20 protein-coding genes are annotated in these 20240 nt (G+C 62.7%); 8 read left to right on the top strand and 12 right to left on the bottom strand.

Features of this window, described 5'->3' with window-relative positions; genetic code table 11:
- The coding region (locus VIZ63_RS16085) for an acyl-CoA dehydrogenase (protein ID WP_331610688.1) at nucleotides 1–580 on the top strand (580 nt) is incomplete at its 5' end.
- Nucleotides 581–796: 216 nt separating this feature from the next.
- Entirely contained in the window at nucleotides 797–1117 is a 321-nt protein-coding gene (locus VIZ63_RS16080) for a hypothetical protein (protein ID WP_331610687.1), read from the top strand.
- Nucleotides 1118–1229: 112 nt separating this feature from the next.
- Here the strand turns inward: VIZ63_RS16080 and VIZ63_RS16075 are convergent, their stop codons facing one another.
- Complete coding sequence (locus tag VIZ63_RS16075) at nucleotides 1230–2072, bottom strand: MOSC domain-containing protein (RefSeq protein ID WP_331610686.1); 843 nt, start codon at nucleotides 2070–2072, stop codon at nucleotides 1230–1232.
- A gap of 115 nt (nucleotides 2073–2187) precedes the next feature.
- Between VIZ63_RS16075 and VIZ63_RS16070 the strand changes: the two genes are divergently transcribed.
- From VIZ63_RS16070 to VIZ63_RS16060, 3 genes are all read left to right on the top strand, one after another.
- Nucleotides 2188–2961, top strand: a complete 774-nt coding sequence (locus tag VIZ63_RS16070) for a queuosine precursor transporter (RefSeq protein ID WP_331610685.1) — start codon at nucleotides 2188–2190, stop codon at nucleotides 2959–2961.
- Nucleotides 2958–4190: an NAD(P)/FAD-dependent oxidoreductase gene (locus VIZ63_RS16065; protein ID WP_331610684.1), complete on the top strand. Its 1233-nt coding sequence runs from the start codon at nucleotides 2958–2960 to the stop codon at nucleotides 4188–4190. Before VIZ63_RS16070 ends, VIZ63_RS16065 begins: the two co-directional genes overlap by 4 nt.
- 77 nt (nucleotides 4191–4267) lie before the next feature.
- A complete protein-coding gene (locus VIZ63_RS16060; protein ID WP_331610683.1) occupies nucleotides 4268–4960 on the top strand; it encodes a VIT family protein in 693 nt (230 codons plus the stop codon).
- A gap of 6 nt (nucleotides 4961–4966) precedes the next feature.
- On the opposite strand, the gene VIZ63_RS16055 is transcribed toward VIZ63_RS16060, so the two are convergent.
- Nucleotides 4967–6085, bottom strand: a complete 1119-nt coding sequence (locus VIZ63_RS16055; RefSeq protein ID WP_331610682.1) for a DUF3187 family protein — start codon at nucleotides 6083–6085, stop codon at nucleotides 4967–4969.
- A 220-nt stretch (nucleotides 6086–6305) separates the two neighbouring features.
- Between VIZ63_RS16055 and VIZ63_RS16050 the strand changes: the two genes are divergently transcribed.
- On the top strand, nucleotides 6306–7316 hold the full coding sequence (locus VIZ63_RS16050) for a potassium channel protein (protein WP_331610681.1): 1011 nt from the start codon (nucleotides 6306–6308) through the stop codon (nucleotides 7314–7316).
- Between the two features lie 17 nt (nucleotides 7317–7333).
- Here VIZ63_RS16050 and trxA read toward each other — a convergent pair whose 3' ends face one another.
- Nucleotides 7334–8200, bottom strand: a complete 867-nt coding sequence (gene trxA, locus VIZ63_RS16045; protein ID WP_331610680.1) for a thioredoxin — start codon at nucleotides 8198–8200, stop codon at nucleotides 7334–7336.
- 269 nt (nucleotides 8201–8469) lie between these two features.
- Between trxA and putA the strand changes: the two genes are divergently transcribed.
- A complete protein-coding gene (putA, locus tag VIZ63_RS16040; RefSeq protein ID WP_331610679.1) occupies nucleotides 8470–11598 on the top strand; it encodes a bifunctional proline dehydrogenase/L-glutamate gamma-semialdehyde dehydrogenase PutA in 3129 nt (1042 codons plus the stop codon).
- 106 nt (nucleotides 11599–11704) lie between these two features.
- Here the strand turns inward: putA and VIZ63_RS16035 are convergent, their stop codons facing one another.
- The 9 genes from VIZ63_RS16035 to VIZ63_RS15995 all read right to left on the bottom strand — a co-directional run bounded on the left by VIZ63_RS16035 (nucleotide 11705) and on the right by VIZ63_RS15995 (nucleotide 18948).
- Nucleotides 11705–12199 carry a histidine phosphatase family protein gene (locus VIZ63_RS16035; RefSeq protein ID WP_331610678.1) on the bottom strand — a complete coding sequence of 165 codons (495 nt, stop codon included), beginning with the start codon at nucleotides 12197–12199 and terminating at the stop codon, nucleotides 11705–11707.
- Nucleotides 12200–12221: 22 nt separating this feature from the next.
- Nucleotides 12222–12530: a non-heme iron oxygenase ferredoxin subunit gene (locus VIZ63_RS16030; protein ID WP_331610677.1), complete on the bottom strand. Its 309-nt coding sequence runs from the start codon at nucleotides 12528–12530 to the stop codon at nucleotides 12222–12224.
- A complete protein-coding gene (gene sufT, locus VIZ63_RS16025; RefSeq protein ID WP_331610676.1) occupies nucleotides 12527–13078 on the bottom strand; it encodes a putative Fe-S cluster assembly protein SufT in 552 nt (183 codons plus the stop codon). The genes VIZ63_RS16030 and sufT overlap by 4 nt, the downstream gene beginning before the upstream one ends.
- Before the next feature lie 132 nt (nucleotides 13079–13210).
- Nucleotides 13211–13657: a Fe-S cluster assembly sulfur transfer protein SufU gene (gene sufU, locus VIZ63_RS16020; protein WP_331610675.1), complete on the bottom strand. Its 447-nt coding sequence runs from the start codon at nucleotides 13655–13657 to the stop codon at nucleotides 13211–13213.
- Nucleotides 13657–14904, bottom strand: coding sequence for a cysteine desulfurase (locus VIZ63_RS16015; RefSeq protein WP_349261204.1), 1248 nt, complete (start codon nucleotides 14902–14904; stop codon nucleotides 13657–13659). Before VIZ63_RS16015 ends, sufU begins: the two co-directional genes overlap by 1 nt.
- Nucleotides 14901–16217 (bottom strand): Fe-S cluster assembly protein SufD, encoded by a 1317-nt coding sequence (gene sufD / locus VIZ63_RS16010; RefSeq protein ID WP_331610674.1) that lies wholly within the window; start codon nucleotides 16215–16217, stop codon nucleotides 14901–14903. The genes VIZ63_RS16015 and sufD overlap by 4 nt, the downstream gene beginning before the upstream one ends.
- Entirely contained in the window at nucleotides 16214–16969 is a 756-nt protein-coding gene (gene sufC / locus VIZ63_RS16005) for a Fe-S cluster assembly ATPase SufC (RefSeq protein WP_331610673.1), read from the bottom strand. Before sufC ends, sufD begins: the two co-directional genes overlap by 4 nt.
- A gap of 52 nt (nucleotides 16970–17021) precedes the next feature.
- Nucleotides 17022–18479 carry a Fe-S cluster assembly protein SufB gene (gene sufB, locus VIZ63_RS16000; protein WP_331610672.1) on the bottom strand — a complete coding sequence of 486 codons (1458 nt, stop codon included), beginning with the start codon at nucleotides 18477–18479 and terminating at the stop codon, nucleotides 17022–17024.
- A 13-nt stretch (nucleotides 18480–18492) separates the two neighbouring features.
- A complete protein-coding gene (locus VIZ63_RS15995; protein ID WP_331610671.1) occupies nucleotides 18493–18948 on the bottom strand; it encodes an SUF system Fe-S cluster assembly regulator in 456 nt (151 codons plus the stop codon).
- A gap of 256 nt (nucleotides 18949–19204) precedes the next feature.
- On the opposite strand from VIZ63_RS15995, the gene VIZ63_RS15990 reads away from it, so the two are divergent.
- Nucleotides 19205–20227, top strand: coding sequence for a class I fructose-bisphosphate aldolase (locus VIZ63_RS15990; RefSeq protein ID WP_331610670.1), 1023 nt, complete (start codon nucleotides 19205–19207; stop codon nucleotides 20225–20227).
- Nucleotides 20228–20240: the final 13 nt, after the last annotated feature.

Below are 20240 nucleotides of genomic sequence, written 5' to 3'. Positions count from 1 at the left end.
GGTCGATCCCAAGGCAGCCGGCGTGACCATCGAGCGTCACAGCATCGTCGATAGCCGCAACTCAGCCACGGTTGAACTGCGCGACGTGGGTGTGTCGGTGGAGGATGTGATCGGGGCGGTCGACCGGGGCCCACAGATTCTCGATGCTGCGTTGGATGCCGGCCGGGCCGTGCTTGCGGCGGAACTGCTCGGGCTCTCCGAAGAGGCTTTCGAGCGGACGCTCGGCTATCTGCGGGAGCGTGATCAGTTCGGCGTCAAGATCGGCACGTTCCAGGGGTTGCAGCATCGCGCCGCGCATCTGTTCTGCGAGATCGAATTGCTCCGCTCTGCGGTGCTGCGCGCATTGCAGTCGCTGGACGCCAGCGAGACGAATGCGCCACTTCTGATCGGTCTCGCAAAAGCGAAAGCCAGCGACATCGCGCGCCTCGCGACCAACGAGGCGGTGCAGATGCACGGGGGCATCGGCATGACCGACGAGTTCGACATCGGCTTTTTCATGAAGCGCGCTCGAGCGGCCGGTGAAACATTCGGTGATGCTTATTTCCACACGGACCGGTTCGCGCAACTCTCGGGTTATTGATCGGCAGCGGCGGACATCTGTCCGCCAAGTCCTACGCGGGCCGCGGAACATTCGTTTTGGCCACTCGTTGTTCACTCCGATTGCGCGTGATTCACGCGTGGTCACAAGCTCGCCCACCTTCGAATCCCGCCGCATCGCAAGCCTTGTGATGCGGTCGACTTCCGGTTGTAGGGCAATTTGAGTACGGTAGATCGAACTGAGCGAGGCGAACGAATTATGACAATCGAACGCGAGTCCTCCTTCGATGTCTCTCTGCATCGCGAAGGACCCGATTCTGATGCGACGGTGAAGATGCCTCGCCCGTCCGTTCCGGCATCCCCTGACGCTCCTGACGTCGATGGCGACGGCGAAAGCTTCGATCCCGAGAGCACGCTGGTGCGCGAGGACTGGGAAAGCACCGTCATCCGTCGCGTGGCGCCGCATGTCGTGGCCGTGCAGAGTCAGGTTGCCGGAGATGCGAACGGCGAGAACCGCTTTGGCTGGGAAGCCGAATGCCTGCGACGGCTGGCTCACGAAGTGCGGAAGGTCGGAATCTGATCAGATCCAAAGACTGAGAAATCTCCACGGAGATCGTGGTGCTTTCTGTGGCTCCGGCTTGAGCCGGACACTCTCTGACAGTTCGACAGAAGTCCAACCCACAATTCAGGAGCTAGGGGGTGACTGAGGTCCCCTCGATGTAGCTCTGCCACGTGACCTCGAACGATTGGCCAACCCGCAGCTCGCGGCTGGCGCCGGTCAGCAGAATCGCGTTCTGGCCGAACAACACTCCCTTCAGTTCCCTGCTCATTCGATAGGTCCGTAGCGTCCGCAGCGGTTCCACTCCGTCGCGTTCGGCAGTGACCTGGTCCGTGGTCGTGATGACGCAGCGTGTGCAGGGCTTGACGCCGCGCAGAACGACGCCGTCCATCCTGAATTCGTCGATGAGATCCTCGTCGTACGCAGAGACGCCATCGATCACGATGTTGGGACGGAACCGGTTCATCGGCAGGGGTTGCGGCAATCGCGAGTTCAGATCATTCAGCGACGCCTGCGAAATCACCAGGAACGGGAAACCGTCGGAGAACTGGTTCAGCGCTTCGACGTCGCCGGTCCACTGTGTATTGCTCGGCCGCTTGCGCGACGGATCGAAGCGCACGAGGCGGTGCGGCGCGCCGAGATGCGCTTCGAGCCACTGGGCCGCAGGCTCGCCCATGTCGAAGGCGGCGCAACGGTCCTGCCAGCAGGTGACGTCGACCGATGGACCATCGGCGGCCACCGCCACTTCCAATCTGCCGGCCTGAGCAGATGTCAGGCTCAGCGAGCCGTTCGCTATTCCCGTTTCGATCAGTGCCAGGCGCGGTGCTTCGCGCTGTGTAATGAACCTGCCGTCCGGTCGCACGATGAGCCATTGTCGATCATGTTCGAGTCCGGCGGTGGTGACGCGGCCTGTCTGCAGCGGGATGCCTTTGCAGGATTTGACCGGGTAGATGTTCAGGGCAGTGATCGTTGCCATGCATCGCAGTGTAGCTGCTGGCCACGCGCGAGGCAGGTTCATGCGGTGATTCCTGCGACGACATGGAATGCGACCACTTGGGCGCACGCCGCCGGCTCATGCATACTCATCGCGAATGGGTACCCATCCTCTGGCCTCCCGCGCCACCCGGCTTTTCGTCGTGCTGTCCGCATTTCTGGCGGTCAATGCACTCTGCGCCGAATTCGTCGGCGTGAAGATTTTCGCCCTGGAGCCGACGCTGGGACTCGATCCCTTCAACTGGAACCTGTTCGGGCAAAGCGGCTCGTTGTCGTTCACGAGCGGTGTGCTGCTGTGGCCGTTCGTGTTCCTGATGACCGATATCATCAACGAATACTTCGGTCGTCGCGGCGTGCAGTTCATTTCCTGGCTCACGGTTGGCCTGATCGTCTACGGATTCATCGCTGCGTATCTGACGATCTCCCTCGTCCCCGCCCGGTTCTGGGTCGGCGTGAACACCGAACACGGCGTACCGGACATGCAGGCCGCCTTCAGCAGCATCTTCGGTCAGGGGATGTGGACGATCGCAGGATCGGTCACGGCCTTCCTGGTCGGGCAGCTCATCGACGTCAGCATCTTTCATCGCATCCGCGTCCTGACCGGGGAACGATGGATCTGGCTGCGTGCGACCGGCTCGACTCTGGTGTCGCAGCTGGTCGATAGCTTCATCGTGTTGTACATCGCGTTCGTGCTCGGGCCGCAGAAGTGGTCGATCCCACTGTTCATGGCGGTCGCTACCGTGAACTATGCTTACAAGGTGCTGATGGCCTTCGCGCTGATTCCACTCATCTATCTCACGCGCCGCGCGATTCACGTGTACATGGGTGAGTCGGTGGCGCACGAGATGCAGCAACAGGCGCGCGCGGTGTGAGCGAATTCGATGCAGTCATCGTCGGAGCAGGGTCCGCCGGAATCTCCGCGGCGCGTCACCTGGCGCAGGCTGGCCGCAGCACAGTAGTGCTGGAAGCCCGCGATCGTGTCGGTGGCCGTGCATGGACAGAGACCGCCACGCTGGGCATGCCAGTGGACATGGGATGCGCGTGGTTGCATTCGGCCGATCGCAATCCATGGACGCAGTACGCGCGTGCGAATGGCTTCATCGTCGATGAGCGGCTACCGCAGTGGGGCGCGCACGTCGGACGCAGGCGACTGTCGGAGAACGAACGTGAGGAACTGGGCGCGGCCATCCAGCAGTACGACTCCATCCTGATCGATGCTGCGGGACAGGGCATCGATGTCGCCGTCGCGGATCTGCTGCCGCAAGGCCCGTATCGCGCGCGCTTCGACAGCATTGTCACCTTCCTCTGCGGCGCCGAGAGCACGCGCATGTCGAGCCTCGACTTCGCCAACTATGCCGACAGCGGTACCGACTGGGCCGTGCAGGGTGGACTCGGCGCTTTGGTCGCGCACGCGGCCGATGCGCTCGACGTGCGGTTGAGTACGCCCGTGCGCCAGATCGATGCACGCGGTCCGCGAGCCCGTGTCCTGACGGATGCCGGCATCGTCGATGCGCGCACTGTCATCGTCACGGTGCCGACGAGCGTGCTGGCCGCACAAACGCTGCGTTTTCTGCCGCTGCCACCGCCAAGCTTTCTGGAAGCTTTTGCGGGGATTCCGCTGGGGGCCAACAGCAAAGTGTTCTTCCGCATGGCTCCCGGCTCGCTGCCCTTCACGGAACCGACTACTTTCATGGCCGCACAGGACAGTGCGCGTGTGGGGAGTTACCAGGCATGGCCCGGCGGAGTGGAGGCCGTGCAGGCGTTCTTCGGCGGCGATCTGGCGCGAGAACTCGAACGGCGCGGCGAGACCGAGCACTACGCTCGCGATGAGCTGACGCAGATGTTCGGAACGCAGTTCACCGGCGCCATCCAGGGAAGCGTGACGACGAGCTGGATGCACGATCCATGGTCCATGGGCTCGTACTCCCATGCACTTCCGGGAGAGGCTCACCGGCGGCAACAACTCAACGAGCCGCTGCACGGACGCATCTTCCTCGCAGGCGAAGCATGTTCAGTCCACGCAAGCGGTACGCTGCACGGTGCTCGTGACAGCGGTATCAGCGCGGCGGAGAAGGCGCTGGCCGTGCTGGGCACGACTTGACTCAGACGTTCCCATTACCGTGCAAGTCGTCGTCGTTTCGTTGCGGCTGATCCGAGACGTCGACCGAGGGAATCTTCATGCGACATCACCGCGAACACCATCTGTCGGGTCGCAGCGGCTGGCTGCGGGCCGCCGTGCTCGGCGCCAACGACGGCATTCTGTCGACCGCTGGCCTGCTGGTCGGTGTTGCCTCTGCCGCGGCCACCCCAGAGCAGTTGTGGATTGCAGGCGTTGCGGCAGTCGCGGCCGGTGCGTTGTCCATGGCGGCCGGTGAATACGTCTCCGTCAGTTCACAAGCGGATGCCGAGAAGGCCGACCTCGAGGTCGAGGAGCGCGAACTGGTGGAGAATGCCGACCACGAACGCGATGAACTCGCCGGGATCTACGTAAAGCGTGGGCTCGAACCGGCGCTCGCCCGTGAGGTGGCAAAGCAGCTCACGCGTCACGATGCGCTGCAAGCGCATGCCCGCGATGAGCTGGGGTTCACGCCCAATGCGCGACCGCGACCCCTGCAGGCAGCGATGGCGTCTGCGTCAGCATTCACTGCAGGAGCGTTGCTGCCATTACTGGTAAGCCTGGTCGCACCGGCCCGGTCCGCCGTAATCGTGATCAGCTCGGTATCGCTGCTGTCACTCGCCATTTTCGGCGCTCTGGCCGCCAGGGCGGGTGGCGCCCCGGCGTCGCGAGGCGCTTTGCGCGTCGTGTTCTGGGGCGCGTTCGCCATGGGCGTATCGGCGTTGCTCGGTACCCTCGTCGGCGCCGCCGTCTGAGGATCGTTACTGACGCGGCTTGCGTGCAGGCAGCCACGCGAGACCCAACTGCAGACCGATGTCGGGTGTGTTGTTGATGTTCTGCACGTTCTCGGTGAAGCCGAAAGAGACTAGAAACTGGTTCCAGCGATGCCGGATGCCGATCGTGTACTGGTACTTCTCTCCCAACAGTTCCTCCAGGTCGGTCTGCTCGTGCGTATAGACGCTGCGGCTGACATAGCCCTGCAGATTGACGTTGGTGTTCTGGGTGAACGCATACTCGTAACCGAGCACCAGCGTCGGAATCACCCGTGAGCTCTGCGCGATCGGATACCCGGAGCCGGCGTAGTACACGCCGGCCACATTGAGATAGAGCGCGTTGCGCTTCCAGAAGCGCTGCAGGGATGCCTGCAGGCCGAAGTCGGTCTTGCCCGTCGACAGCAGTGTGCGTTCGCCGTCGACCGGAACCTTGACCGCGGCCTCCACGGAGAACGCCCATTTCTCCGGCATGGCAAAGCCGGTGTAGCGAATTCCGAACGTGGGATCGGCGATTCCTCCGTCAGTGGGCGTACCCAGACTGACGACCTGCGCACCTTTGAGGTCGTAAATGAGGCGGACGCTGTCCTTCGTCAGCGCCGGTCGGCCGAACGTGCTGAATCCCAGCGCGTCATGGAAGCTCTCGATACTGCTGTCGAGGAAGCCGCCGTTGTAGCTGATGGCGCTGAGGATGGCGTACCCGGTCCAGTTCTGGGCGAACTTGTAATGGAAAGTCAGATCGAAATTGGCGGACTCGAGATCGAGTAGGTAGTTCTCACCAGGCAGCGCCTGGATAGCGGCGACCTCGTCGGGGCCGACTTTACGCCGGCCGGTGGGCTCAAGCGAAATCAGGTATTTTTCGACTTCCGGGCTCAGTGCCCAGGTGTTCTGATAGCCGAGTTCCGTTTCGATGGCCCAGGTACCTGGTTCGATCGTCACCGCATAGGCCGGACGCATGTCGAGCCGCAGGAAGCCGAACGTCGTGAGATCGCGGGAGCGGAACAGGCCGTAGAACGGATACTTCTCGTCGTCATCGGCATGAACCAGCGACGTGCCCAGGCAAGCGGCCAGGGTCGTGATCACAACGACGATCGCGCGGACAGTGCTCACAAAGAAACCTCCCCATATGTCGCTGCGTTCTGGCCAGACAGCGCCATTCTTCAATAAGCAGGATCGATGCATATTGTTCCCACGTGCTTTTTTTGCGCGACCTTGCCGTGCAGACTCGCCGTGTGAAAGACGTATTAGTCACAATGCGGCCTGATGCCCCGTTGCGGAGCGAGGAGTGGGTCATCTGATGCTGCCGCTCCGTCAGCCTCTCGACCGACCCATGCAACCCGAGGACCGGCGTCTGTTCATCGGCGGGCAGCGCAGCGTGCGTCGTACGCTGGTCGTGCGGGCGCTCCTGGTGTTGATCATGTACGCCGTGGTGATCATCGCCTTCTGGCTCGATCGCGGCGGTCTGGAGGACAAATTCGACAACGAGATTTCCTTCGTCGACGTCGTCTACTTCTCTGCGGTGACCATGACGACCGTCGGCTATGGCGACATCGTGCCGGTGACGCCGCGGGCGCGGATCATCGACAGTGTCCTGGTCACCCCGATTCGATTGCTGGCGTGGCTCATTTTCATCGGGACCGCCTATCAACTCGTGCTGCAGCGGCTGATCGAGGATTTCCGGATGCGCAGAATGCAGAGCAAGCTCGAAAACCATGTGATCGTCTGTGGCTTCGGCCATTCGGGCGCCTGCGTCGCGCACGAGCTCGTGGTGCGTGGCATGGAGAAGCGGCAGATCCTCATCGTCGATGTCGATCGCGATGTGCTGCAGATCGCGGCGGAGCAGGGCTTCATCGGCATCCTGGGCAACGCGACGCAGGAAGAGACGCTCCAGGAGGCGATGCTGCCCTCGGCCCGGGCACTGTTCGTCTGCACCCACCGCGACGATACCAACGTGCTGGTGGTCCTCACCGCGCGTAGCCTGGCATCGACGGTGCGCATCATCGCGCGGGTGGAGGAAGCCGAGAACGAGAAGCTGCTGCGTCAGAGCGGGGCAGACGCGACCATCCTGCCGTCGCGCATCGGCGGCATCCTGATGGCTGGTTCGCTGGAGACGACGGTGCTCGCAAACCACGTCATGGAACTGATCAGCGCGACCGGCCGCATCGTGCTGATCGATAGAGAAGTGCAGACCCAGGAGATCGGGCAGATGCCCGCGGATCTCGATGTCCTGGCGGTCGCGGTGGTGCGCGACGGCCGCGAACTGGTGACGACCGATCCGGATGCGCGGCTGCGGCCGCAGGACAGATTGCTGGTGATCCGACAGGCAACGGCGCGCAGCTGACCCGAAGGTCGTAGCCGTCAGGACAGCAGACGAGCCATCGCACGCCGTGTCTGCGGCACGATCGGATCGGCATCGCCGATCAGTTCGAACGCGAGCACCAGGCTGCGTCGCGCCAGGTCGTCCCCGAACTTGCGATCTGTCTGCATCATGGCCAGCCACGTCTGCAGGGCCGGTTCGACATCGCCGCCCAGCAGCTGGTGGACGGCCAGCGCATGGCGCAATTCCAGGTTGGCCGGCTCGCGCCGCGCGTTCTCACGCAAGCTGCGGATGTCCGAATACCGGGCCACCACGTCGCTGAAGGTGATGAGTGCGGCCAGGCGCTTGACGACAGGCAGCGTCGGCTCACGGGTCTGCAGATCATTGAGAGCGTCGCGTGCGGCATCGATATCGCCTTCGAGGGCCCGCAGTTCCGCCGATTCGGCGAGCAAGGCGATGTTGTCCGGATCGCGCGCCAGCAACTGCTGAACCGCGCTCTGGGCTTCCGCATACTTGCCCGAGGCTTTCAGTATCTGCACCTGCGTTCTCGGCGCATCTGAGGATTTGGGCAGGTGCTTGTCCAGCATCTCGCGAATCTGTCCTTCCGGTATCACGCCGACGAAGTGATCGACCGACGTGCGATCCTTGAACAGCACGACCGTCGGCAGGCTGCGCACGCCGAGCTGCCCGGCCAGCTCCTGTTGTTCGTCGGTGTTGACCTTCGCGAGCTTGAAGCGTCCGGCGTACTCTGTGACCAGGCGTTCCAGCACCGGCATCAACTGCTTGCACGGGCCGCACCAGGGCGCCCAGAAATCGACCAGAACGGGGACGGTGGCCGACGCCTCGACGACATCGGTCATGAACGAATTCGTGGTCACATGAGCAGTAGCTGTGTCGATAGTCGTCACTGAGGGTCCTCGCAGGTGGCGGTTGCAGAAGTCACCATGGATGTCGAAACGATCATTTCAGTGCTGCCGTCCGCTTCGACTGCGATGTCGTCGATTGCGGACGTCAGGTCGGAGTCGGCGCCCTGTTTCGACGTCGATGCCCCCCGAGAGTTCGCAGCAATCGACGGCTGCCGTGGTTTGCGTCCATTGGCGACGCACAACCAGTACGGTACAAGCATCACCTGCAGTCAGAATCTACTGACAAACCGCAACGACATTACGGTGGGTCCATGAGTGCTGAGCGATCGGTGGCGGCCAAGATCAATCGTCTGTATCTCGGTGACGAAGAAAAGATCGTCACTGCCCTGGCGGATCGCGCGCGACTGACGCCGGATCAGCAGCAACGCATCGCGCGGCAGGCGCGCGGCCTGGTCGACGGAATGCGCGAATCGCAGCAGGAACGCAGCGGACTGGATGCCTTCCTGCGGCAGTACGATCTGTCGTCCCAGGAGGGCGTCATTCTGATGTGTCTCGCGGAGGCGCTGCTGCGGATTCCGGACGACGCCACCGCGGACAAGCTCATTGCCGACAAGATCACGCGCGGCGACTGGGGCTCGCATTTCGGCCAGGCGGAATCGTTGTTCGTCAATGCGTCGACCTGGGGTCTGATGTTGACGGGTCGCATCGTGCGGGCGCCCGATGAGGACCTGCACGATCCACGCGGCTTCGTTGCGCGTATCGCGGGTCGGCTCGGCGAGCCGATGCTGCGCGGCGCTTTCCGCCAGGCCATGCGCATCATGGGGCATCAGTTCGTGATGGGCCGCACCATTGGCGAGGCGCTGGAGCGTTCGCAATCGAAGGATCATCGCCTCTACCGCCATTCCTTCGACATGCTCGGCGAGTCGGCACTCACCACGCCGGATGCCGTTCGCTATCTGGCTGCCTATCGTGCTGCGATTCGCGAGGTCGCTGCCAGCGTCGCCAGCGGTACGCCGATCGAACAGGCGCCGAGCATCTCGGTGAAACTGTCGGCGCTGTTCCCGCGCTACGAATTCACGCAACGCAAGCGGGTGCATCAGGAACTGGCGCCGCGACTGCTGGAACTTGCCATTGCCGCGCGGGATGGCGGCATTGCGCTCACCGTCGATGCGGAGGAGGCGGAGCGACTCGAACTCTCGCTCGAACTCATCGAACACGTCGCCCACGCTCCGCAACTTGCAGGCTGGCAGGGATTCGGACTGGCCGTGCAGGCCTATCAGAAGCGGGCGCTCGATGTGATCGGCTTTCTGACGCAGCTGGCGCGTTCGAGTGGCCGACGGCTCAACGTGCGTCTGGTCAAGGGTGCCTACTGGGACAGCGAAATCAAACGGGCGCAGGAGCGCGGACTGAGCGGCTATCCCGTATTCACGCGCAAGGTGAGTACCGATGTTTCATACGTCGCCTGTGCGCGCGAAATGTTCGCGGCCGGCGACGCGCTCTATCCGCAGTTCGCGACCCATAATGCGCAATCCGTCGCGACGATCCTCGAACTGGCCGCCGGTCGCGACTTCGAATTCCAGCGATTGCATGGCATGGGCGAAGATCTGTATGCCCGGATCGTGGGGCCCGGCAAGCTCGACAAGCCCTGCCGCATCTACGCGCCCGTGGGCTCGCACGAGGAATTGCTGCCCTACCTGGTGCGTCGGCTGCTGGAGAACGGTGCGAACACGTCCTTCGTGAATCGCATCGTCGATGCCGACACCGCGGTCGACGACATCATTCGCGATCCGGTGAACGTCGTCGCCGGGCTCAGGCAGAAGGCCCATCCCCGCATTCCGCTACCCCGTCACTTGTATGGCGAAGAACGACTGAACTCCCGCGGCGTGAACCTCGCCGACCCCGCGGAGTTGGATGTCCTGCTGCAGGGCATCCGGCAGGCGAGTTCGCAGCCGTGGCGCGCCAGCCCGATCGTCTCGGGGAATGCAGTGACCGCGCAGGCGCAAGCGGTGACGAATCCCGCCAATCGTAGCGAGGTAATCGGCACGGTCAGCGTGGCCAGCGAGGCGGTGATCGATTCCGCCGTATCGGCGGCCGTCGCCGCACAGCCGGACTGGAATTCCACCGCCGCCGAAGAACGCGCTGCCCTTCTGTTGCAGGCCGCCGATCTCTACGAGCGCCATCTGCCGGAACTGGTGGCGTACTGCGTCGGCGAGGGCGGGCGCTGTATTCCCGACAGCATTGCCGAAGTGCGCGAAGCGGTCGACTTCCTGCGTTACTACGCCGCGCGTGCGCGCGAAGAATTCGGCACGGGCCTGCAGTTGCCCGGTCCCACCGGCGAAAGCAACGAGCTGCGCCTGCAGGGCCGCGGCGTCTTCGTCTGTATCAGTCCGTGGAATTTCCCGCTGGCGATTTTCACCGGACAGATTGCCGCTGCGCTGGCGGCGGGCAATGCCGTCATCGCCAAGCCGGCCGAGCAGACGCCATTGATCGCCGCGCGCGCCGTCGAGTTGATGCTCGAAGCCGGCGTGCCGCCGGGCGTTCTGCATCTCCTGACCGGTGACGGTGCGAACGTCGGCGCACGCGCCGTTGCCGATCCTCGTATCGCGGGTGTGGCATTCACGGGCTCGACGGAAACGGCCCAGGCGATCAACCGTTCGCTGGCGGCACGCAAGGGTCCGATTCCCGTACTGATTGCCGAAACGGGTGGTCAGAACGCACTGATCGCCGACAGCTCGGCGTTGCCCGAGCAGATCGTGCTGGATGTCGTGCAATCGGGATTCAACAGCGCGGGCCAGCGTTGCTCCGCATTGCGTGCGCTGTTCGTGCAGGAGGAGATTGCACCGCGCGTGCTGCAACTTCTCGCCGGCTATATGGACGAACTGAAGATCGGCGATCCCGCCGACATCGCCACCGACATCGGTCCCGTGATCGATCGATCGGCATGCGACGTGCTGGTCGCGCACTCGCGCCACATCACGAAAGAGGCGACCTGGCAGCACACGCTGGAATTGCCGCCCGAGCTGAATCGCGGCACGTTCTTCGCGCCGCAGGCTGTCGAGATCGCATCGCTGGCGCAGCTCACCCGCGAAGTGTTCGGACCGATCGTCCATGTCATCCGTTACCGCGCCGAGGATCTGGACAAGGTCATCGATGCCATCAACGACACCGGCTACGGCCTGACGCTGGGCATTCATACGCGTGTCGATGCCTCTGCACGCTACATCACGTCGCGAGTGCGTTCGGGCAACGTCTATGTGAATCGCAACATGATCGGCGCCGTCGTCGGCGTTCAGCCATTCGGTGGCCGCGGCCTTTCAGGCACCGGTCCGAAGGCGGGCGGTCCGTACTATCTGCATCGCTTCGCGACGGAGCAGACCATCACGATCAACACGGCTGCCATTGGTGGCAACGCCAGCTTGTTGACGATTGCGGCGGAGTAGATAGAGGCAGGAGTAACCGCAAAGAACGCATAGAACGCAAAGGTCGGAGTCTGGATTCCGTCCTTCTTTGCGCTCTATGCGTTCTATGCGGTTACTCCTGAGGTCCTCAGGTCTTCTTCGGATAGTCGAAGTCGGCGTTGATGCCGGTCGCCCAGACCAGTTCGTTCCAGTGAGCGATGTCGAACTCGAGGGAGTACACGGCGCAGGTTGGCATGTTGTCGATGGAGCGTTCGCCGGAGAGTTGGTCGGCGAATTCGGTGATGCCGGGATTGTGTCCGACGACCATCAGGTGCTGTGAGCTGTTGCCGAGTTCGCGGATCACGTCCAGCATCGCCTTCGGCGAGGCGAGATACAGGCGTTCATCCTGGGTGATCTTCGACGCCGGTACGCCCAGGACACGCGACATGATGTTGGCGGTCGTGATTGCCCTTACAGCCGGGCTTGCGATGATCTTGTCGGGCTTGCCGTGTCTGTCTTTCAGCCGTCGTGCCATTTCTGGCGCGTCGCGTTGTCCGCGAGCTTCCAGCAGGCGATCCCAGTCTTCCTGTCCCGATGTGCCCGGTTCGGTCTTGGCGTGGCGAACTAAGGTGAGACGCAGCATGCAGGTGGGTCGATAAAGCGGGTCAGGCCGATTGTACTTCCACGACACCGTCGACCACCCGCGTGGGATAGGTGCGCACGGGTTCGTAGGCCGGGGGCGTCAGTGCCGCGCCGGTCCGCAGACAGAAGCGGGCGCCGTGCCGCGGACAGATGACCACGTCGTCGTCGATGGCGCCGCCCGCCAGTTCGCCGCCGTCGTGCGTGCACACATCGTCGATGGCGTAGAACGTGCCATGGACGTTGAACACGGCCACGAGCGCGCCGTCGATCTCGATCTGGGCGTAGTCACCGGAGGCGATGGAGTCCGCAGGACCGACTGCAAGCCAGCTCACATCATTCCCGTCTGTAACCGCGCCGCTTCGGACATCATGGTCTGATTCCACGGCGGATCGAACACCAGTTCGACGTCCGCCTGCTTGATGGTCGGAATCGCCTCGACCTTGTCCTTCACGTCCGCCACCAGCACTTCACCCATGCCACAGCCAGGAGCCGTGAGGGTCATCTTGATCGTGGCAGTACGCTCGCCAGCGTCGTCGTGCGTGATCTCGCATTCATAGATGAGGCCGAGATCGACGATGTTCACAGGAATCTCGGGGTCATAGCAGCTGCGCATCTGCTCCCAGACGAGATTCTTCACGTCTTCGTCTGTGGCGTCAGGCGGCAGCTCCGGACCCACGGCAATTTCCTGGCCGAGCGCGTCCGCATCCTTGCCGGCAACACGGAACAGGTTGCCTTCGACGTAGACGGTAAAACTGCCGCCGAGCGCCTGGGTAATGAACCCGCTCTTGTCCGCGCGCAGTGTCACGGGCACGCCGGCCGGAACCATGATGGCTTCGACGTCGCGCTCCAGGGTAAACGGTATCTGTTCGTGTCTTTGCATGATTAAGAGAAGAGAGGAGAGGAATCTCCACGGGGGGCACGGGGAGCACGGGGGACGGAGGCATCAAGGAATGCTCTTCCTCCTACCCCTGTGTTCCCCGTGTCCCCCGTGGAGGTCCTGTTCTTCATGGTTTCATTCCGTGCTCACAGGAGCGGATTGACTGTCGAGTGCCGCGTTGAGCGTGTGCCAGCAGAGGCTGGCGCATTTCACGCGTGCCGGAAATTCTCGCACGCCGGACAGTGCGGCGAGCTTGCCGAGCTTGCCTGGATCGACGGTCGCATCGTGCTGGGTCAGCAAGGCATGCATGTCGTCGAAAAGCGCTTTCACGTCGCTGCGCGACTTGCCTTTGACGGCCTCCGTCAGCAGGGACGCGGAGGCGACGGAAATCGCGCAGCCGCTGCCGTCGAACTTCACTTCGCGAATACGATCGCCATCGAGGTTCACGTAGAGCGACAGCCGATCGCCGCAGAGCGGGTTGTGACCGTCGGCATGCGCATCCGCGGGTTCGAGCTTGCCGAAATTCCGCGGGTTGCGGTTGTGATCGACGATGACGTCGCGATAGAGGTCTTTGAGATCCATCAGCCGAGAACCTTGCGCGTGTGTTCGAGCGCCGCAACCAGGGCATCGATCTCGTCATACGTGTTGTAGAACGACATCGATGCGCGTGCGGTAGCCGGAACCTTGAAATAATCCATGACCGGCATCGCGCAGTGATGGCCGGTGCGGATCGCCACCCCTTCGGTATCGAGGATGGTGCCGATGTCGTGAGGATGGATGCCATCCATCACGAAGGAAACCACCGCGGCCTTGTGCGCTGACGTGCCGACGATCCGCAGTCCCGGAATTTCCTGCAGGCGCTGCGTGGCGTAAGTGAGCAGCTGGTGCTCGTACGCGGCAATGCGCTCGATGCCGACGGACTGCAGGTAACGGATCGCCGCCGCCAGGCCGATGGTGCCGCTGATGTTCGGCGTGCCGGCTTCGAACTTCCAGGGCAACTGGTTGTAGGTCGTCTTCTCGAACGACACCGACAGGATCATGTCGCCGCCGCCCTGCCACGGCGGCATGGCCTCCAGGAGCTTCTTGCGTCCATAAAGAACGCCGATACCCGTCGGCCCGAGCATCTTGTGTCCGGAGAAGCAGTAGAAATCACAATCCAGCGCGCGGACATCCACCTTGCCGTGCGGCACGGCCTGGGCGCCGTCGAGCAGCACGGGCACGCCATGCTTGCGTGCCACGGCAATGAACTTCTCGACCGGCACGATCGTGCCCAGCGCGTTCGATACGTGCGCCATCGCCAGGATCCTGGTGCGCGGGCCGATCAGCTGCTCGAAGGCGGCGAAGTCGACTTCGCCCGCCTGCGTGATCGGAATGACCTTGAGTGTGGCGCCCGTCTGTTCGCAGACGAGTTGCCACGGCACGATGTTCGCGTGGTGCTCGAGACCGGAGATCAGAATTTCATCACCGGGACCGACTTTGGGTCGGACGAAGCTCTGCGCCACGAGGTTGACGGCTTCCGTCGTGCCGCGCACGAACACGATCTCTTTGGTGTCGGCGGCGTTGATGAACTCCCGAACGACGTCGCGGGCGCCTTCATAGGCGTCCGTCGCGCGCTGGCTGAGCGTATGAACACCGCGATGGACGTTCGCGTGATCGCGTTCGTAGTAGCCGCTGATGGCGTCGATGACCTGACGCGGGCGCTGGCTCGAGGCGGCATTGTCGAGATAGACCAGCGGCTTGCCGTTGATCCGCTGCTCCAGGATCGGAAAGTCCGCGCGAATCGCAGTCACGTCGACGGCGCTGGTGCGCAGGGCAGGTTGGGCGCTCATGGGGAGATCTCTTGGACGGCAAAACGATCGTGCAGCTGACGTTCCAGGTGGCTGCGCAGCGAGGGCAGTTCGATTGTCGACAGAATGGACTCCGCGAACGCACGAATCAGCAGGGACCGCGCCTGCGACTCGGACAGTCCCCGTGATCGCAGATAGAAGAGGGCGGTTGCATCGAGCTGTCCCGTGGTCGCGCCATGACTGCACTTGACGTCGTGGGCGTAGATCTCGAGTTCCGGCCGCGTATCGATCTCGGCAGTCGGCGACAGCAGCAGATTGCGGCTCGACTGGCGCGAATCGATTTTCTGCGCATCCTTGCGCACGATCACTTTGCCGCGATACACGCCGCGTCCGCGTCCGTCGGCGACGCCGCGGTATTCCTCGTTGCTCTGCGTGTGCGGAGCCGCGTGGTCGACCAGCGTGTAAGTATCGAGGTGCTGACTGCCATTGGGCAGGAACAATCCACGCAGATTGGCGTCAGCGTTCGGACCGTCCAGCGTTGCGACGATGCCGGTTCGCGCCAGGCTCGCGCCCAGGGCAACGTCCTGGCAGACATACCGGCTGTCACGTTCGAGGCGTGCCGTCACGTGGCCAATGTGGAAGCTGCGCGTCGATTCCTGCTGTACTCGATAGTGCGTGACGCTCGCGCCGGCACCGATGTTCAGCGTGACGACGCTGTTGGTCAGCGTCTCGGAATCGGCGGCGCCCACGTAGTGTTCGATGAGTACGCACCGACTGTTCGGTGCTGCCCGCAGGAAAATACGCGGATGACTCATGGCGGACGTGATGCCGCCCGTCCACTGGTGAACCACATAGATGGGCTGATCGAGTTGGACGGACTCGCCGATGTCGATGACGATGCCATCGTCGGAGAAGGCGTCGTTCATCGAATGGAACGCCGAAACCGCGGGCGAATTGCTCGCCAGGAACGCGGCCACATCGTTTGGCGAATTCTCCATCCACTGTCCCAACGTCAGCAGCGTGACGCCTGGCGGTTGGGGAGATGTCGTGGACAGGCCCGGGTGCGCGCGGCCGTTGACGAGCACGATCCGCATCCCGACGTTCGCGATCCACAGGCTCTCGTCGATGGCTCCAGGTGCCGGGTCAGCTGGTGCGAAGCTGCGCGATTCCAGCCGGCGCAGGTTCGTGTACTTCCAGTCTTCATCGCGCAGCGTGGGGAATCCCTGCGCAACGAAGCGTTGCAGGGCATCGCGACGCCATGCCGTCAACGCGTCATCCTTGCGTACGCGCGCGTCGAAGACGGCGCGATAGCGCTCCGTGGCGCTGGCGGTGTTTCTGGCGGCTACCGCGCTCATGCTGCCGCGGCCCCTTGCTTGATCCAGTCGTAGCCGCGCTTCTCGAGTTCGAGCGCGAGCGATTTGTCGCCGCTTTTCAGGATCTCGCCGCCCGAGAGCACATGCACGCGGTCGGGCTCGATGTAATCCAGCAGGCGCTGATAGTGCGTAACCATCAGAATCGCCCGGTCCGCGCGGCGCAGGCTGTTCACGCCACTCGCGACGATTCGCAATGCGTCGATGTCGAGACCCGAATCGGTCTCGTCGAGCAGGGCGAGGGCGGGTTCGAGTACGGCCATCTGCAGGATCTCGTTGCGCTTCTTCTCGCCACCCGAAAAGCCTTCGTTGACGCCGCGATTGAGGAAGCTCTCATCCATCTGCATGAGCTTCATCTTCTCGCGCACCAGGCCGAGGAATTCAAAGGCGTCGACTTCCTGCTCACCGCGATGCTTGCGGATGGCGTTCAGACCGGCCTTGAGCAGGTAGACGTTGTTGACCCCGGGAATTTCGACGGGGTACTGGAACGCGAGGAATACGCCTTCGCGTGCGCGTTCTTCCGGCGCCAGGGCGAGCAGGTCCTTGCCGTTGTACGTGGCACTGCCGCCGATCACTTCATAGCCTTCACGGCCGGCGAGCACCTGCACGAGCGTGCTCTTGCCCGACCCATTGGGGCCCATGATGGCGTGCACTTCGCCGGCTTTCACTTCGAGGTTCAGGCCCTTGAGAATCAGCTTCTCGCCGGCTTTCACCTGCAGGTTTTCAATCTTCAACATTGCTTCGATCTCAAGACTTAAGACGTTTCACACGGAGTGAACTCCGTAACTCCTATCCCACCGCGCCTTCGAGGCTGACCGCGAGGAGGTTCTGCGCTTCCACGGCGAACTCCATCGGCAGTTCCTTGAAGACGGCTTTACAGAAACCGTTGACGATCATGTTGACCGCGTCTTCCTCGGAGATGCCGCGGCTCAGGCAGTAGAAGAGCTGGTCATCGCCGATCTTGGACGTGGTCGCTTCGTGTTCCACGCTCGCCGACGGTGTGCGCACTTCCATGTAAGGGAAGGTGTGCGCGCCGCACTTGTCGCCCATCAGCAGCGAGTCGCATTGCGTGAAATTGCGTGCATTGATGGCGCTGGGAAGGATCTTCACCAGTCCGCGATAGCTGTTCTGGGCGTGGCCGGCCGAAATGCCCTTCGACACGATCGTGCTGCGCGTATTGCGGCCGATATGGATCATCTTCGTGCCGGTGTCGGCCTGCTGGTAGTTGTTGGTCACCGCGACCGAATAGAACTCGCCGACGGAGTTTTCGCCCGTCAGCACGCAGCTCGGATATTTCCAGGTGATGGCGGAACCGGTTTCCACCTGGGTCCAGCTGATCTTCGAGTTGGCGCCGCGGCATTCGCCACGCTTGGTGACGAAGTTGTAGATGCCGCCGCGGCCGTTTTCGTCGCCGGGATACCAGTTCTGCACCGTCGAGTACTTGATCTGTGCATTGTCGAGCGCAACCAGTTCGACGACGGCGGCGTGCAGCTGGTTTTCGTCGCGCATCGGCGCCGTGCAGCCTTCGAGATAGCTCACGTGGGAGCCTTCGTCCGCGACGATGAGCGTGCGCTCGAACTGGCCGGTGTTGGCCGCGTTGATACGGAAGTAGGTCGACAGCTCCATCGGACAACGCACGCCCTTCGGGACGTACACGAACGAACCGTCCGAGAACACGGCTGAATTCAGGGTGGCGAAGTAGTTGTCCGTGTAGGGCACGACGCTGCCGAGATACCGCTCGATGAGTTCCGGGTGATTGAGCACCGCATCGGAGAAGGAGCAGAAAATCACACCGGCCTTGCCCAGGCGCTCCTTGAAGGTGGTCGCGACCGAGACGCTGTCGAAGACCGCATCCACGGCGACGCCGGCTAATCGCGCTCGTTCGTGCAGCGGAATGCCCAGTTTGTCGTAAGTCTCCAGCAGCTTCGGGTCGACTTCCTCGAGGCTCTTGGGCGCATTGGCGTTCGACTTCGGTGCGGAGTAATAAGAGATGGACTGGTAGTCGATCGGTGCAACGCGCAGCTGCGCCCAATGCGGCTCGCGCATAGTGAGCCAGTGGCGGAACGCCTTCAGGCGCCACTCGAGCATGAACCCGGGCTCACGCTTCTTGCGTGAGATCAGGCGGACGACGTCTTCATCCAGGCCGGGAGGCACCGTGTCGGATTCGATGTCGGTGATGAATCCGTGACGGTACTTCTGGCCAATCAGTGCCTCGAGTGCCGGATCGTTCTGGGGATTGCTGGACATGGTTGGGCTCGCCTCACTCGTGAGTGACGCGCGTAATACGGCTGAGTGGAACGGTAGTAATGCTGCGCTCGACGCCCGCGAGTTGTGCCAATGTCACATCGGCGAGGGCGCGACGGATTGCGCTGTTGACTCGCTGCCAGGCTTGCCCAACGCGACAGTTGGACTCGATACCGCAGCTGCTGTGTTCGCCGCTGCATTCGGTGATCGCGAAGGGGCCTTCGAGTGCATCGAGGATGTGGACTGCCGTGATTTCCGATGCCGGCTTGGCCAGCTGGTAACCACCGTGGCTGCCGCGGGTCGACATGACCAGGCCGCTGCGCTGCAACGATTTCAACACCTTGCTCACGGTCGGCAGGGCGATCCGCGTCCGCTCCGCAACCTCGGCCGCAGCGAGCTGACAGTCCGGCTGCGAGGCAAGCAGGGCGAGGATGACCGTCCCGTAGTCGGTGAGTTTGCTGATGCGAAGCATGATCTGGCGGCGGCAACAGAATATGGGACTATTTTAGTCCCAATGCCGTTCGAGGGCCACCCTAAATTGCGATGGCAACTCTTCAGTTTGGCGATGTCTGACTGGGGCAACAGGTCCGACAGCGCGCGAAAGGCCCTCGCTAAAGGCGGAGATGCGAGGTGATTTTGCTATCCTACGCCCCCCCGATTGCCGGCCGACCTGGTAGCAACCAGTCGTTTGTTGTAGCCGGCGCGATATCACAAGAGGTGCAGGACGTATGAATCGCAGCGAACTCGAGACCACCGCGAAGGCGATGGTCGCGAAAGGTAAGGGCATCCTGGCGGCTGACGAATCGAGTGGCACGATCAAGAAGCGCTTCGATGGCATCAAGCTGGAATCGACCGAAGAGGCCCGTCGCACCTACCGCGAACTGCTGTTCACCGCGCCGAAGGCGGCCGACTACATCAGTGGCGTGATCTGCTACGACGAGACCCTGCGTCAGAAGACGAAGGACGGCGTGCCGTTTCCTGAATACCTCGCAAAGCTCGGGATCGTTCCCGGCATCAAGGTCGATACCGGCGCCAAGCCTCTGACCAACTATCCCGGCGAAACCATCACCGAGGGTCTGGACGGCCTGCGTGAACGCCTCGCGGAGTACTACAAGCTCGGCGCGCGTTTTGCGAAGTGGCGTGGCGTGATCGACATCGGCAAGGACATTCCGTCGGCCTTCGCCATCGAAGCGAACGCGCATGCACTCGCCCGCTATGCGGCGCTCTGTCAGGAAGCGAACATCGTGCCGATCGTCGAGCCTGAAGTGCTGATGGATGGCGATCACAGCATCGAGCGTTGTGAAGCCGTTACATCGGAAACACTGTCGCAGGTGTTTGCGGCGCTGCATTCACACCGTATTCACCTCGAAGGCATGATCCTGAAGCCCAACATGGTCATCTCAGGCAAGAAGAATGCGTCCCGCGCCAATGCTCAGCAGGTCGCTGAAGCGACGGTGCGTACGTTGAAGCGTTACGTTCCAGGCGCAGTGCCTGGCATCGCCTTCCTGTCGGGCGGCCAGAGTGCGGCGGACGCTACCGAACACCTGAGCCTCATGAACCAGATGGGTCCGCTGCCCTGGCCGCTGACGTTCTCTTATGGCCGTGCATTGCAGGACGAGGCGCTGAAGGCCTGGGCCGGCAAGGCCGAGAACTACGCGGCTGGTCAGAAGGCGTTCGCACGTCGTGCACGCCTCACCAGCCTCGCGCAAACGGGCACCTACACCTCGAAGCTGGAACAGGAGGCGGCGTAAGCCGTCTCTTGCC

It is taken from the genome of Povalibacter sp. (assembly GCF_036520495.1).
In the GTDB taxonomy this organism is placed as follows: domain Bacteria; phylum Pseudomonadota; class Gammaproteobacteria; order Steroidobacterales; family Steroidobacteraceae; genus Steroidobacter.
Note: the sequence above shows the minus strand (reverse complement) of the source record. Positions and strands in the feature narration are given on the sequence as shown.

What these genes read in the sequence shown, in the direction of transcription:
- VIZ63_RS16070 (WP_331610685.1), top strand. Translation starts at nt 2,188, where the DNA reads ATGGGTACCCATCCTCTGGCCTCCCGCGCCACCCGGCTTTTCGTCGTG.
- VIZ63_RS16015 (WP_349261204.1), bottom strand. Translation starts at nt 14,904, where the DNA reads ATGAGCGCCCAACCTGCCCTGCGCACCAGCGCCGTCGACGTGACTGCG.
- sufU (WP_331610675.1), bottom strand. Translation starts at nt 13,657, where the DNA reads ATGGATCTCAAAGACCTCTATCGCGACGTCATCGTCGATCACAACCGC.
- VIZ63_RS15995 (WP_331610671.1), bottom strand. Translation starts at nt 18,948, where the DNA reads ATGCTTCGCATCAGCAAACTCACCGACTACGGGACGGTCATCCTCGCC.
- sufC (WP_331610673.1), bottom strand. Translation starts at nt 16,969, where the DNA reads ATGTTGAAGATTGAAAACCTGCAGGTGAAAGCCGGCGAGAAGCTGATT.
- putA (WP_331610679.1), top strand. Translation starts at nt 8,470, where the DNA reads ATGAGTGCTGAGCGATCGGTGGCGGCCAAGATCAATCGTCTGTATCTC.
- VIZ63_RS16050 (WP_331610681.1), top strand. Translation starts at nt 6,306, where the DNA reads ATGCAACCCGAGGACCGGCGTCTGTTCATCGGCGGGCAGCGCAGCGTG.
- sufB (WP_331610672.1), bottom strand. Translation starts at nt 18,479, where the DNA reads ATGTCCAGCAATCCCCAGAACGATCCGGCACTCGAGGCACTGATTGGC.
- VIZ63_RS16060 (WP_331610683.1), top strand. Translation starts at nt 4,268, where the DNA reads ATGCGACATCACCGCGAACACCATCTGTCGGGTCGCAGCGGCTGGCTG.
- sufT (WP_331610676.1), bottom strand. Translation starts at nt 13,078, where the DNA reads ATGCAAAGACACGAACAGATACCGTTTACCCTGGAGCGCGACGTCGAA.
- VIZ63_RS16075 (WP_331610686.1), bottom strand. Translation starts at nt 2,072, where the DNA reads ATGGCAACGATCACTGCCCTGAACATCTACCCGGTCAAATCCTGCAAA.
- VIZ63_RS16080 (WP_331610687.1), top strand. Translation starts at nt 797, where the DNA reads ATGACAATCGAACGCGAGTCCTCCTTCGATGTCTCTCTGCATCGCGAA.
- VIZ63_RS16035 (WP_331610678.1), bottom strand. Translation starts at nt 12,199, where the DNA reads ATGCTGCGTCTCACCTTAGTTCGCCACGCCAAGACCGAACCGGGCACA.
- sufD (WP_331610674.1), bottom strand. Translation starts at nt 16,217, where the DNA reads ATGAGCGCGGTAGCCGCCAGAAACACCGCCAGCGCCACGGAGCGCTAT.
- VIZ63_RS15990 (WP_331610670.1), top strand. Translation starts at nt 19,205, where the DNA reads ATGAATCGCAGCGAACTCGAGACCACCGCGAAGGCGATGGTCGCGAAA.